This window comes from Serratia sp. CY27727, assembly GCF_052169275.1.
In the GTDB taxonomy this organism is placed as follows: Bacteria; Pseudomonadota; Gammaproteobacteria; order Enterobacterales; family Enterobacteriaceae; genus Serratia; species Serratia sarumanii.
Window position 1 is genome coordinate 223,125 of sequence record NZ_JBJNLB010000006.1, and the last position, 12,966, is coordinate 236,090.

14 protein-coding genes are annotated in these 12,966 nt (G+C 60.2%); 6 read left to right on the forward strand and 8 right to left on the reverse strand.

Features of this window, described 5'->3' with window-relative positions:
- Window positions 1-19: 19 nt before the first annotated feature.
- Entirely contained in the window at window positions 20-595 is a 576-nt protein-coding gene (rpoE, locus tag ACJ8HB_RS16510) for an RNA polymerase sigma factor RpoE (RefSeq protein WP_004929136.1), read from the reverse strand.
- Between the two features lie 214 nt (window positions 596-809).
- On the opposite strand from rpoE, the gene nadB reads away from it, so the two are divergent.
- On the forward strand, window positions 810-2,411 hold the full coding sequence (nadB, locus tag ACJ8HB_RS16515) for an L-aspartate oxidase (protein WP_170943484.1): 1,602 nt from the start codon (window positions 810-812) through the stop codon (window positions 2,409-2,411).
- Window positions 2,412-2,449: 38 nt separating this feature from the next.
- Here nadB and trmN read toward each other — a convergent pair whose 3' ends face one another.
- On the reverse strand, window positions 2,450-3,229 hold the full coding sequence (gene trmN / locus ACJ8HB_RS16520) for a tRNA(1)(Val) (adenine(37)-N(6))-methyltransferase TrmN (RefSeq protein ID WP_047570819.1): 780 nt from the start codon (window positions 3,227-3,229) through the stop codon (window positions 2,450-2,452).
- Window positions 3,230-3,328: 99 nt separating this feature from the next.
- Between trmN and srmB the strand changes: the two genes are divergently transcribed.
- A complete protein-coding gene (gene srmB / locus ACJ8HB_RS16525) occupies window positions 3,329-4,651 on the forward strand; it encodes an ATP-dependent RNA helicase SrmB (protein ID WP_016929798.1) in 1,323 nt (440 codons plus the stop codon).
- Window positions 4,652-4,703: 52 nt separating this feature from the next.
- On the opposite strand, the gene ACJ8HB_RS16530 is transcribed toward srmB, so the two are convergent.
- From ACJ8HB_RS16530 to grcA, 3 genes are all read right to left on the reverse strand, one after another.
- Window positions 4,704-5,459, reverse strand: a complete 756-nt coding sequence (locus ACJ8HB_RS16530; protein ID WP_047570817.1) for an ankyrin repeat domain-containing protein — start codon at window positions 5,457-5,459, stop codon at window positions 4,704-4,706.
- Complete coding sequence (locus ACJ8HB_RS16535) at window positions 5,452-6,414, reverse strand: DUF2974 domain-containing protein (RefSeq protein ID WP_047570815.1); 963 nt, start codon at window positions 6,412-6,414, stop codon at window positions 5,452-5,454. Before ACJ8HB_RS16535 ends, ACJ8HB_RS16530 begins: the two co-directional genes overlap by 8 nt.
- A gap of 184 nt (window positions 6,415-6,598) precedes the next feature.
- Window positions 6,599-6,982, reverse strand: coding sequence for an autonomous glycyl radical cofactor GrcA (gene grcA, locus ACJ8HB_RS16540; RefSeq protein ID WP_004929114.1), 384 nt, complete (start codon window positions 6,980-6,982; stop codon window positions 6,599-6,601).
- 345 nt (window positions 6,983-7,327) lie between these two features.
- Between grcA and ung the strand changes: the two genes are divergently transcribed.
- Entirely contained in the window at window positions 7,328-8,011 is a 684-nt protein-coding gene (ung, locus tag ACJ8HB_RS16545; protein WP_033635636.1) for a uracil-DNA glycosylase, read from the forward strand.
- 56 nt (window positions 8,012-8,067) lie between these two features.
- On the opposite strand, the gene grpE is transcribed toward ung, so the two are convergent.
- Window positions 8,068-8,652 carry a nucleotide exchange factor GrpE gene (gene grpE, locus ACJ8HB_RS16550; RefSeq protein WP_025159545.1) on the reverse strand — a complete coding sequence of 195 codons (585 nt, stop codon included), beginning with the start codon at window positions 8,650-8,652 and terminating at the stop codon, window positions 8,068-8,070.
- A gap of 125 nt (window positions 8,653-8,777) precedes the next feature.
- On the opposite strand from grpE, the gene nadK reads away from it, so the two are divergent.
- From nadK to bamE, 3 genes are all read left to right on the forward strand, one after another.
- Window positions 8,778-9,656 carry an NAD(+) kinase gene (gene nadK, locus ACJ8HB_RS16555; RefSeq protein WP_019452304.1) on the forward strand — a complete coding sequence of 293 codons (879 nt, stop codon included), beginning with the start codon at window positions 8,778-8,780 and terminating at the stop codon, window positions 9,654-9,656.
- Window positions 9,657-9,742: 86 nt separating this feature from the next.
- Entirely contained in the window at window positions 9,743-11,404 is a 1,662-nt protein-coding gene (gene recN / locus ACJ8HB_RS16560) for a DNA repair protein RecN (RefSeq protein ID WP_047570813.1), read from the forward strand.
- Window positions 11,405-11,644: 240 nt separating this feature from the next.
- Window positions 11,645-11,983 carry an outer membrane protein assembly factor BamE gene (gene bamE, locus ACJ8HB_RS16565; RefSeq protein ID WP_004929101.1) on the forward strand — a complete coding sequence of 113 codons (339 nt, stop codon included), beginning with the start codon at window positions 11,645-11,647 and terminating at the stop codon, window positions 11,981-11,983.
- A gap of 118 nt (window positions 11,984-12,101) precedes the next feature.
- Here the strand turns inward: bamE and ACJ8HB_RS16570 are convergent, their stop codons facing one another.
- Both ACJ8HB_RS16570 and ACJ8HB_RS16575 read right to left on the reverse strand, forming a co-directional pair.
- Window positions 12,102-12,386, reverse strand: a complete 285-nt coding sequence (locus tag ACJ8HB_RS16570) for an RnfH family protein (RefSeq protein ID WP_004929098.1) — start codon at window positions 12,384-12,386, stop codon at window positions 12,102-12,104.
- Window positions 12,379-12,813, reverse strand: a complete 435-nt coding sequence (locus tag ACJ8HB_RS16575) for a type II toxin-antitoxin system RatA family toxin (protein WP_004929096.1) — start codon at window positions 12,811-12,813, stop codon at window positions 12,379-12,381. Before ACJ8HB_RS16575 ends, ACJ8HB_RS16570 begins: the two co-directional genes overlap by 8 nt.
- Window positions 12,814-12,966 lie beyond the last annotated feature (153 nt).

Sequence of the window (12,966 nt, forward strand, 5' to 3'; positions counted from 1 at the left end):
CTTCCTGTGCCCGCCATTGCTAACGCTGGATCAGCGGTTGAACTTTATTATCGATAGCTTCCCGGGCGCGGAAAATACGCGAACGTACGGTTCCGACCGGGCAATCCATGATGGCGGCTATCTCTTCGTAGCTTAGACCATCCAACTCCCGCAGGGTAATCGCCATGCGAAGATCCTCGGGGAGCGACTCAATGGTACGGAAAACTATCTGTCTCAGCTCTTCTGACAACATTAAGTTCTCAGGGTTCGAAATTTCTTTCAGTGCGCCCGCACTTTCGTAATTTTCCGCATCGTTGGCGTCCACATCACTGGATGGCGGACGGCGCCCCTGAGCAACCAGATAATTCTTTGCCGTGTTCACGGCGATTCGATACAACCAGGTATAAAAAGCGCTGTCGCCACGGAACGATTCCAGTGCGCGATAGGCCTTAATAAACGACTCCTGCACCACATCGGGCACATCGCCCTGCGGCACATAGCGGGAAACGAGACTCGCCACCTTATGCTGATAGCGCACTACCAGTAGGTTAAACGATTTCTGATCGCCCTTTTGGACCCGCTCGACCAGAACTTGATCCGTTAACTGCTCGCTCATCCGAGGTAAACTCTCCCCAAATCCGTCTCCACGCGTAAAATTGTACTGCCAGCCATACATTATTTTCCTGAGCAAGCACTCGCTTGGAGTTCATATAGAACACGAAGTTCCATATCGCCATTGTTTTTTCTGTTGATGTCACCCTATCCGTGGCTTTTGCCCGGACAGTTAGGCTAACATGAAATTCACTCTTCTTCTGCACACATCATACGTTATGCAACCATCATCTGAACATGTAAGCGATGTACTGATCGTCGGCAGCGGCGCTGCGGGCCTGTCACTGGCGCTGCGCCTGGCGCAGCATTGCAAGATTACCGTTCTCAGCAAGGGGCCGCTCAGCGAGGGAGCCACCTTTTACGCCCAGGGCGGGATCGCCGCGGTGTTCGATGAGACGGACAGCATTGCCTCACACGTTGATGACACTTTGATTGCCGGCGCCGGCCTGTGCGACAAAGAGGCCGTCGAATTCATCGCCGGCAACGCGCGCCACTGCGTGCAGTGGCTGATCGCTCAGGGCGTGCTGTTCGATACCGAGGTCAACGCGCAGGGCGAAGAGCATTATCACCTCACGCGCGAAGGCGGCCACAGCCATCGCCGCATCCTGCACGCCGCGGACGCGACCGGTAAGGAAGTAGAGACCACGCTGGTGGGGAAAGCAAGCGCTCACCCCAATATTTGCGTGATGGAGCGCCGCAACGCGGTTGACCTTATCACCTCGAACAAAATCGGCCTGCCGGGCACCCGCCGAGTGGTGGGCGCGTACGTCTGGAACCGCGAGCTGGAGCGGGTGGAAACCTACCGCGCCAAAACGGTGGTGCTGGCGACCGGCGGCGCGGCCAAGGTATACCAATACACCACCAACCCGGACATCTCCTCCGGCGACGGCATCGCCATGGCCTGGCGCGCCGGCTGCCGGGTCGCCAACCTGGAGTTCAACCAGTTCCACCCGACCTGCCTGTTCCATCCGCAGGCGCGCAACTTCCTGCTAACCGAAGCGCTGCGCGGCGAAGGGGCTTACCTGAAGCGCCCGGACGGCAGCCGCTTTATGCCGGATTTCGACCCGCGCGGCGAACTGGCCCCACGCGATATCGTCGCCCGCGCCATCGACCATGAAATGAAGCGCCTGGGCGCCGACTGCATGTACCTGGACATCAGCCACAAGCCGGCGGAGTTCATCACCCAGCACTTCCCGATGATCCACGAGAAGCTGCTGACGCTGGGCTTCGATCTGACCCGGCAGCCGATCCCGATCGTCCCGGCGGCGCACTACACCTGCGGCGGCGTGATGGTCGATCAGCACGGCCGCACCGATCTCGACGGGCTGTACGCCATCGGCGAGGTCAGCTATACCGGCCTGCACGGCGCCAACCGCATGGCGTCGAATTCGCTGCTGGAGTGCCTGGTGTACGGTTGGTCGGCGGCGGAAGACATTCTGCAGCGCCTGCCGTTCATTCAGCAGGCCAAACAGGTGCCGCATTGGGATGAAAGCCGGGTGGACGATGCGGACGAACGGGTGGTGATTCAGCACAACTGGCACGAGCTGCGGCTGTTCATGTGGGATTACGTCGGCATCGTGCGCACCACCAAGCGGTTGGAGCGCGCACTGCGCCGCATCAACACGCTGCAGGCGGAAATCGACGAGTACTACGCTCACTTCCGCATCTCCAACAACCTGCTGGAGCTGCGCAATCTGGTGCAGGTGGCAGAGCTTATCGTGCGCAGCGCCATGGCGCGCAAAGAGAGCCGCGGCCTGCACTACACGCTGGACTACCCGGATTTACTGCCGGAAGCGCTGCCGACCATATTGCAGCCTTAAACGCTGCGACAGGGCGCCTAATCGGCGCCCTTTTCTTTTCAGTAGAACAGGTAGAAGTCAGCGATCAACCGGCGGAAATCGTCGGTGTAGCTGCCGTCGGCCTGCTTGATCGCCAGCGCCTGCGCCTGCAGCGGCGTTTCCCGCCGCGTCAGCGCCAGCAGCACCCGGTGCAGCGGCGTATCGGCCCGATCGCTGACGTTCATTTTCGCCGCCGTGTGCCAGCCGCTTTGCTGCGCCAGGCGTTCGAATTCGGTGCCGATATCGTGCGGCAGCACCACGCAGAACGTCCCCTGTTCCGCCAGCAGCTGCGCCGCGCAGGCCAACAGCGCCTCGTGCGTCAGGGTTTCGGTGTAGCGCGCGTTGTGGCGCGCCTGGTCGCGGCAGGCCACCGCCGGCTCGAAATAAGGCGGATTGCTGACGATCAGATCATACTCAGCGGCATGCCGCTGCGCATAATGGTGAATATCCTGCGCATGCACGCGGATGCGCTGCGGCCACGGTGATGCCGCCGCGTTTTCGCGCGCCTGGCCGGCGGCGGCTTCATCCAGCTCCACCGCGTCAATGGTCACTTCGTCGCCGCTGCGCTGCGCCAGCATCAGCGCGATCAGCCCGCTGCCGCTGCCGATGTCCAGCACCCGGCGCGCCTGCCCCAGCGGCGCCCAGGCGCCGAGCAGCACCCCGTCGGTGCCCACTTTCATGGCGCAACGATCGTGGGCGACAAAGAATTGTTTAAAGGTAAAACCCCCGCGGCGCGGGGTAAAATCGGCTTTCGATCGCTTGCTCACACTCACCACCTGGCTATAAAACTGGCGTAGCATAAGGCAATCTGATCGACGGGAAAAGAGCGGCTTTCCGCTTAAATAGGTGAAGATCGCGGCCAACCCGTCTATAATCGGCGCCCCAAGTAGAGGTAGACCATGACAGCAACCACTTTTTCCGAACTCGAACTCGATGATCGCCTGATCGACGCGCTGCGCGACAAAGGCTACGATCGCCCCACCGCCATTCAGGCCGCTGCGATCCCGCCGGCGATGGACGGGCGCGACGTCTTAGGTTCGGCTCCGACCGGCACCGGCAAAACCGCCGCCTTCCTGCTGCCCGTGCTGCAGCACCTGCTGGACTTTCCACGCAAAAAATCCGGCCCGCCGCGCGTACTGATCCTGACGCCAACGCGTGAACTGGCGATGCAGGTCGCCGATCAGGCGCGTGAATTGGCTGCTCATACCTCGCTGGATATCGCCACCATCACCGGCGGCGTCGCTTACATGAACCACGCGGAAGTGTTCAGCGAAAACCAGGACGTAGTGGTCGCCACCACCGGCCGTTTGCTGCAATACATTAAAGAAGAGAACTTCGACTGCCGCGCGGTGGAGACCCTGATCCTCGACGAAGCCGACCGCATGCTCGACATGGGCTTCGCGCAGGACATCGAAACCATCTCCGCCGAAACCCGCTGGCGCAACCAGACGCTGCTGTTCTCCGCCACGCTGGAAGGCGAAGCGATCCGCGAATTCGCCGAGCGCATCCTGAAAGAGCCGGTGGAAGTGGAAGCCGATCCGTCGCGCCGCGAACGCAAAAAGATCCTGCAGTGGTACTACCGCGCCGATGACGTGCAGCACAAAACCGCGCTGCTGATCCACCTGCTGAAGCAGCCGGACGTGCAGAAATCGGTGATCTTCGTGCGCAAACGCGAGCGCGTGCACGAGCTGGCCACCTGGCTGCGCGAAGCAGGCATCAACACCTGCTATCTCGAAGGCGAAATGGTGCAGGCCAAACGCAACGAAGCGGTCAAACGCATGATGGATGGCCGGGTTAACGTACTGGTCGCCACCGACGTTGCCGCACGCGGTCTGGATATCCTCGATATCACCCACGTGTTCAACTTCGACATGCCGCGCACGGCGGACACCTACCTGCACCGCATTGGCCGTACCGGCCGCGCCGGGCGCAAAGGCACCGCCATTTCGCTGGTGGAAGCGCACGACCATCTGCTGCTGGGCAAAGTGGGCCGTTACCTGAACGAGCCGCTGAAAGCGCGCGTGATCGACGAACTGCGGCCGAAAACCAAGGTGCCGAACGAGAAGAGCAACGGCAAGCCATCGAAAAAAGTGCTGGCCAAACGCGCGGAAGATAAAGCGAAGAACAAAGAAAAGGCCAAGGTAAAAGTGCGCCATCGCGACGCCAAAAACGTCGGCAAACGCCGTCAGGCGAAGGCCAAACCGGCCGGCGACGCGGAATAACCACCGCTGCCTAAGAAAAAACCGCCTGTACAGGCGGTTTTTTTATGGGCGTTTACTGCTGCGCGTAGTGCGTGGCCAGACGATGCCCCTGCAGCCATTTATCCAGCTCGCGGAACTGCGCCTTCAGCTCGTCATTCTGCAAATGCGCCGGCGTTTGCGAGAAATAAAACTGGAACGCAACGCCCTGCTGGTTGCGCGCCCGGGCATCGGCCCCGGCCTGCAACAGCAGCAGCGCCAGGTGCGGCGCATTAATCTTCGCCGCCAGATGCAGCGGGGTATCCCCCAGCCGATCGCTCAAGGTGGTGTCCGCCCCGGCCGCCAGCAACAGCCGCAGCTGCTCTTCGCGCCCGGCCAGCACCGCCGCCGCAAGCGGCGTGGCGCCGGTAACGGCATTGCGCACGTTCACCTGCGCCCCTTCGGTCAGCAGCAACCGCAGGTACTGCGCGTCTTGCAACATCGCCGCGGTGTGCAGCGCGCTGTTGCCGTCCAGCCCCGCCGCCGCCGGGTCGGCGCCGAGATCCAGCAACGCCTGCACGCTACCCGGCTGCTGCGAAAGCACCGCCCACTGCAACAGCGTGACCTGCCGATCGCCCCGCTCGCGCAAACGATCCTGCGTGGCCTGCGCACGGATGTCCTGCGTATCGCCGCGCGCCACCGCCTGAGCCAGCGCCAGATTGCTGTGGCCGTCAAACGGCGAAATCTCCTGCCCCATCTGTTGCTCCTTAGCCATCATCAGTAAACCGGTCACCGCGACCAGCGCCAGTAAGGCTATCGCCAGCGCCCACCGCAAGCGACGCCCTTCAGGCATTGGCCTTCGCCTCCCACGGCTTTTGTTCCGCCATCGAGCTTATCACCTTGTCGATGCCGTGCGCCGTCAGGCTGCGATCCAGATGCTTGCTCGGCCGCCAGTCATCGATGCCGGTCAGGGTATCGTTGTTGGCCAGGGTGATGTTGTGGCCAATGGCGTCCGGGATCAGCGAGGTCGATTCCTGGGTGCTGGTCAGCATGTCATATTGCTCGCTGTAGCGGCGAATGCTGCCGGCTTCGGCATCTTTCTTCGCCGCCGTCGGATCGATGCCCAGGCGATTCAGGGTGTAATCCGAGACCCCGGCCGCGTTGAAGGTGACCGCGACCGTGCCGGTCGCCAGCGCCGCTGTGGCCGCCAGGCCGCCGCCGAGCGAATGGCCGGCGATCACCAGCGCATCGCCGAAGGCCGCCTTGGCGCTTTTGGCAGCGGCAACCGCCTGATTGTACTGCACATCGTCATAGCCCGTCGCCTGCCGCACGTTGCTCAGCCAGTCGCGCCAGTCGTTGGTACCGGCGAACGCCAACACATACTGCTTGTCGTTGCTGTAAATCCCAGCCTGGAAACCGCTGCCCGCGTCGTGCAGGCTGGCGGGATCGATGCCGAAACCGAGCAGCGCGCTGTCGCTCAGGCGGTTGAACCCGGCGGCACCCTGGCCATTGAGTGAATAAACGTCCTTGGCCAACAGCGCCAACGCATAATCCCCCTCCTGCGATTGCTGCCCCCGCGTCACGCCCGGCGCTGCCGCCGCCGTCGGCGCCGCCGCTGAGATATCGCCGACCAGCGTATTCAACAGATTCTGCGCATTGAGCGTGTTCTGAGAGGGAGAGGCCACCGGCGCCGGATTTGCCGGTGCTGCCGCGGGCTGCGCCGCCGGTGCCGTCTCAGCGATGGCGCGAGGTGTAGGGATCGCGGCCACCGGGGATACTGCAGAGGTAAAACTTAAAGGCATACTCATGCCGACTCCTTGTCGATAGACTTTTTTATTTAGCACCTGAATAGGTACTGATTTAGCTATCGGCAGGTCGGATGAGTTCTGTATTAGAAATGCTTATCTTTGTGCAGAATGTGATCCGCGTTCGATTTTCGGCCGTCAAACGCAGAAAAGGGAGCCGAAGCTCCCTGATTGACTGCGCCGCAAATTACAGGCTTTCGGTAAAGGTGCGGGCGATAACGTCGCGCTGCTGTTCCGGCGTCAGGGAGTTGAAGCGCACCGCATAGCCGGACACGCGGATGGTCAGCTGCGGGTATTTTTCCGGATGCTTGACCGCGTCTTCCAGGGTTTCGCGACGCAGCACGTTGACGTTCAGGTGCTGGCCGCCTTCCACGCGCACGGTCGGCTGCATTTCCAGCGGCACTTCACGGTATTCGATCTGGCCCAGATCGCTCACCGCGACAACCTGATCTTCCGCGTAGTTGGCCTTGGCGCACACGCAGCGAGCTTCCGCTTTTTCATCGTCCAGCAGCCAGAAAGAATTCACCAGCGCCTGGTCGTTCGCTTTGGTAATTTGAATACCGGTAATCATTATGTTGCCTCCGTACAAGGGCGTAAAAATTCACGTCGTGAGAAAACCCAATTCTGGTTTCGGCCATTTGGTAAAACCATTGTTGTCTTGTTGTTCTGTATACCAGCCTGACCAAGCCAGTTCCTTGATTAAAGTCAATTTTTACCGGGTAGGCACAAGGCGTGAAGGGGCAAATTTATGTTTTATATCAATTTTCCTACTGCGGCAAAACCAATTATTTTTGTAAATTTTCAAAATTAATTGCATAAGACGCAGCGGCAAGAAATGAAAAGCGGGTTTCGCTGCGCGAGCCGACACGGTAAGCTATAGCCCATGAATTGCTAAAGAAAACAAAGGAGAGCGTTTATGGCCACCTCCCTCACCTGGCATGACGTGATCGGCAAAGAGAAAGAGCAGCCCTATTTTGTTGAAACGCTCGCCTTTGTTGCCGCTGAACGCCAGGCCGGTAAGACCATTTATCCACCGCAGAAGGACGTGTTCAACGCTTTCCGCTATACCGAGCTGGCGGACGTCAAAGTCGTCATCCTCGGCCAGGATCCCTACCACGGCCCCAATCAGGCGCACGGCCTCTCTTTCTCGGTGCGCCCCGGCGTGCCGGCGCCGCCGTCGCTGGTGAACATGTATAAAGAGCTGGCGACTGATATTCCCGGTTTCGAACGCCCGGATCACGGCTATTTGCAAAGCTGGGCCGAACAGGGGGTGCTGCTGCTCAACACCGTGCTGACGGTAGAAGGCGGCCGCGCGCACTCGCACGCCAACCTGGGCTGGGAAACCTTTACCGATAAAGTGATCGCCGCCCTGAACGAGAACCGCGAAGGCGTGGTGTTCCTGCTGTGGGGCTCGCACGCGCAGAAGAAAGGCAACTTTATCGATCGCAACCGCCACCATGTGCTGAAGGCGCCGCACCCGTCGCCGCTCTCCGCGCACCGCGGCTTCCTCGGCTGCCGCCACTTCTCGCAGGCCAATCAGCTGCTGGAGCAGCAAGGGCTCACGCCGATCGACTGGATGCCGCGCCTGCCGCAGGCGTAACCCCGAAACAAAAAAGGCACCCTCGGGTGCCTTTCTTTATGCCGTTGCCGGGGCGATTACGCCTTGGCTTTGGAGACTGCAACCATCGCCGGACGCAGCAGGCGGCCGTTCAGCGTATAGCCTTTCTGCATCACCATCATCACGTGGTTCGGCTGGTGATCGGCGGATTCCATCATGCTCATCGCCTGATGCACTTCCGGGTTGAACGGCACGTTGACGTCGCCGACGATCTCGATGCCGTATTTGCGCACCACGTCCAGCAGCGATTTCAGCGTCAGCTCGATGCCTTCGATCATCGCGGCCAGTTCCGGGTTGTTTTTATCCGCCAGATCCAGCGCACGCTCCAGGTTGTCGATCACCGGCAGCAGATCGCCGGAGAATTTCTCCAGGGCGAACTTGTGCGCTTTCTCGACGTCCAGTTCGGCGCGGCGGCGGATGTTCTCCGCTTCGGCTTTGGCGCGCAGCAGGCTGTCGCGCTCGTGCTGCTGAGCTTCCGCCAGTTGGGCTTCCAGTTCGGCGATACGCGCATCGCGCAGATCGACGCCTTCCGCCGCTTCCGGCAGCGTATCCTCGTGGTGAGCGTGTTGTTCCATTTCTTCCGAGACTTGCTCGTTTGGCGTCTTCTGTTCTTTACTACTCATGAATATCTCCGCGTTTTAGCATTAATCTCGCAACTTGGCTTATTATGGGGATCAAAACCGGGGTTTCAAGTCAACCGGTCACAATGTGGGGCATAAACGGCTCCCGGTGAGGAAAATCACAACAAATGAATAAAAAATTCGCCTGTATTGGCATTGTTGGCCACCCGCGTCACCCTTCAGCGCTGGCAACCCACGAGATGCTGTTCCACTGGCTGGTCGCCCGCGGCTATTCGGTGATGGTCGAACGCCAGATCGCTCATGATTTAGGGCTGAAAGACGCCGTGACCGGCAGCCTGGCGGATATCGGCCAGCGCGCCGACCTGGCGGTGGTGGTCGGCGGCGACGGCAACATGCTCGGCGCCGCGCGCGTGCTGGCGCGCTACGACATCAAGGTGATCGGGGTCAACCGCGGCAACCTCGGCTTCCTCACCGATCTCGATCCCGACAACGCCCTGCAGCAACTGGCGGACGTGCTGGAAGGCGAGTACATCGACGAACAGCGTTTCCTGCTGGAAACCATCGTGCATAAAGAGCACCAGCAGTGCCGCATCAGCACCGCCATCAACGAAGTGGTGCTGCACCCCGGCAAAGTGGCGCACATGATCGAATTCGAGGTGTACATCGACGATCGCTTCGCCTTCTCACAGCGCTCCGACGGCCTGATTATCGCCACGCCGACCGGCTCCACCGCCTACTCGCTCTCCGCCGGCGGACCGATCCTCACCCCGTCGCTGGAGGCGATCGCGCTGGTGCCGATGTTCCCGCATACCCTCTCCGCCCGGCCGCTGGTGATCAACGGCGACAGCACCATCCGCCTGAAGTTTTCGCAGATCGGCAGCGATCTGGAGATCAGCTGCGACAGCCAGATCGCGCTGCCGATCCAGGAAGGCGAAGAAGTGCTGATCCGCCGCAGCGATTTCCACCTGAACCTGATTCACCCAAAGGACTACAGCTATTTCAACACGTTAAGCACCAAACTGGGCTGGTCGAAAAAATTGTTCTAAAATCTGTGCCGGCCACTTTACTGTATATAAAACCAGTTTATACTGTATGAAACTACAGTTATGTGTTTATACACAGGAAGGTTCCCATGCTGGCGCAATTAACCATCAGCAACTTTGCTATCGTTCGTGAGTTGGAAATCGATTTTCAACCGGGTATGACGGCGATCACCGGTGAAACCGGCGCCGGCAAATCCATCGCCATCGATGCGCTGGGGCTGTGCCTCGGCAACCGCGCCGACGGCAACGTGGTGCGCCTGGGAGCCGCCCGCGCCGACATCTGCGCCCGCTTCTCGCTGGCGGACACCCCGTCCGCGCGCGAGTGGCTGGAGCAGAACCAGCTGGACGACAGCAACGAATGCCTGCTGCGCCGGGTGATCAACGCCGACGGCCGTTCGCGCGGCTTTATCAACGGCACCGCCGTGCCGCTGTCGCAGCTGCGCGAGCTGGGGCAACGCCTGATTCAAATCCATGGCCAACACGCCCATCAGCTGCTGCTCAAGCCGGAGCACCAAAAATCGCTGCTCGACGCCTACGCCGACGAACCCGCCCTGCTGGCGGCGATGAGCCAGGCCTACCAACGCTGGCACCAGAGCTGCCGCGAGCTGGCGCACCATCAGCAGCAGTCCATCGAGCGCGAAGCGCGCAAGCAGCTGCTGCAATACCAATTGAAAGAGCTGAACGAATTCGCGCCGCAGGCCGGCGAGTTCGAACAGACCGACGCCGAGTACAAGCGCCTGGCCAACAGCGGCCAGCTGCTGACCCTCAGCCAGCAGACGCTGCAGCTGCTGGCCGACAGCGACGAGAACAACATGCTCAGCCAGCTATACAGCGCCAAGCACCTGCTGCTCGAGCTGGCCGGGCTGGACGACAAGCTCAGCGGCCTGCTGGACATGCTGGAAGAGGCTTCTATCCAGATCAGCGAAGCCAGCGACGAGCTGCGCCACTACGCCGATCGCATGGATCTCGATCCCAACCGCCTGCACGAGCTGGAACAGCGCCTGTCGCGCCAAATCAGCCTGGCGCGCAAACACCAGGTTGCGCCGGAAGAGCTACCGCAGCTGCATCAGCAGTTGCTGGATGAACAGCAGCTGCTGTCGCAGCAGGAAAGCGACCATGAACACCTGAACGAGGCGGTCACCCTGCATCACCAGCAGGCGCTGGCGCTGGCGGAACAGTTGCATCAGAAACGCCTGCATTACGCCGCCGAGCTGACCACGCTCATCACCGACAGTATGCAGGCGCTCTCCATGCCGCACGGCAAGTTCAACATCGACGTGCGTTTCGAGCCGCAGCATCTGAGCGCCGAAGGGGCCAGCCGCACCGAGTTCTGCGTCTCCACCAACCCGGGGCAGCCGCTGCAGCCGCTGGCGAAGGTCGCCTCCGGCGGTGAGCTGTCACGCATCGCGCTGGCGATTCAGGTGATCACCGCCCGCAAGATGGAAACCCCGGCGCTGATCTTCGATGAGGTGGACGTGGGTATCAGCGGCCCGACCGCCGCCATCGTCGGCCGCCTGCTGCGCCAGCTCGGCGAATCCACCCAGGTGATGTGCGTGACCCACCTGCCACAGGTGGCCGGATGCGGGCATCAGCACCTGTTCGTCAGCAAGCAGACCGACGGCACGGTCACCGAAACCCAGATGGCGCCGCTGGATAAACGCGCCCGGCTGCAGGAGCTGGCGCGCCTGCTCGGCGGCAGTGAAGTCACCCGCAATACGTTGGCGAACGCCAAAGAACTGCTGGCGGCATAAAAAAGCTCAACTTTTTCACTTTCCTGCGGTCTGACAGTGACGCTGTTGACCCGAAAGATATCTAAAGTGCGGCGCGGCGGCGATCCTAAGCCTCCTCAACGGCCTGAAACAGGCCAAGCGCTTGAGGTGCTGAAAGAAAGCCAACGCGTCGCAACGTGAAAGATGAAGGGTATAAAGGTTTCCAACTGCCGCAAGGTCTATTATCATCGGCATCCTATGCCCTAAAGGAATGTGATTACTATGCGCTGTAAAACGCTGACTGCCGCCGCTGTAGTTCTTGTGATGCTGACTGCAGGCTGTTCTACTTTTGAAAAGGTGGTTTATCGTCCTGACATCAACCAGGGGAACTACCTGACGTCGACCGACGTGGCGAAAATTCAGAAAGGGATGACCCAGCAACAGGTCGCTTACACATTGGGCACCCCAATGCTGCAAGACCCGTTCGGGACTCAGACGTGGTTCTATGTGTTCCGCCAGCAGCCTGGCCATGAAGACATCACCCAGCAGACGCTGACGCTGACCTTCGACAGCGCAGGCGTGTTGACCGATATCCAGAACAAACCGGCGCTGACCAAGTAATCGGCGCAGCCCGCTCTTCCGGCCCATGAGGGGGCATGGTGTTCCTCATGACAGTCGCAGGCTGCAACGCGGAAGAGAAAATCAGTTTCAGATAAAAAAATAAGGCGCTCATAGCGCCTTATTTTTTTGCCTTCTCTGCTCGTTGCCGGCGCAGCTCTTTCGGATCGGCTATCAGCGGCCGGTAGATCTCCACCCGGTCGCCGTCGTTCAGCGTATCGCCCAGCTTGGCCGGGCGGCTGTAGATGCCGATTTTGTTGCTCTTGAGATCGATATCCTGGCGCAGCTCCAGCAGGCCCGAAGCCTGGATCGCCTGCTCGACACTGCTGCCCTCGGCCAGTTTCACCTTGCGCAGGTACTGACGCTCCGGCAAGGCGTACACCACCTCGACCTGGATGTCAGACACTGTAGACCTCTTTCGCCCGCTGGGTGAATGCCTGCACCATGCTGCCCGCCAGCTCTTTGAACACCTTGCCGAACGCCAGCTCAATCAGTTTATTGGTGAACTCGAAGTCCAGGTGCAGCTCCACCTTGCAGGCCTCTTCGCTCAGCGGCGTGAACTGCCAGCCGCCCATCAGCTTGCGGAACGGGCCATCGACCAGTTGCATATTGATGCTCTGGTTATCCAGCAGCGTATTGCGCGTGGTGAAGGTCTTGCTGATACCGGCCTTGGCGACGTCCACCGCGGCGGTCATTTCGTTAGAGGTAGCGTTAAGCACCCGGCTGCCGGTGCAGCCAGGCAGAAAATCGGGATAAGAATGAACATCGTTAACCAACTGATACATCTGCTCGGCGCTGAACGGCACTAATGCAGACCGACTGATCTGGGGCATATCATTTCCTGTGAGACATAAAACGTACAGATAATACCATTTATCTGGCGGCAAACAAAAAATCTGCTAAGGGATGGGGGCGCCAAAAATGCGAAAAATTGCGCAGGTGCTGAACGGGAAAGGATTTCTTTCGCTGAAGCATCCAGTATAATG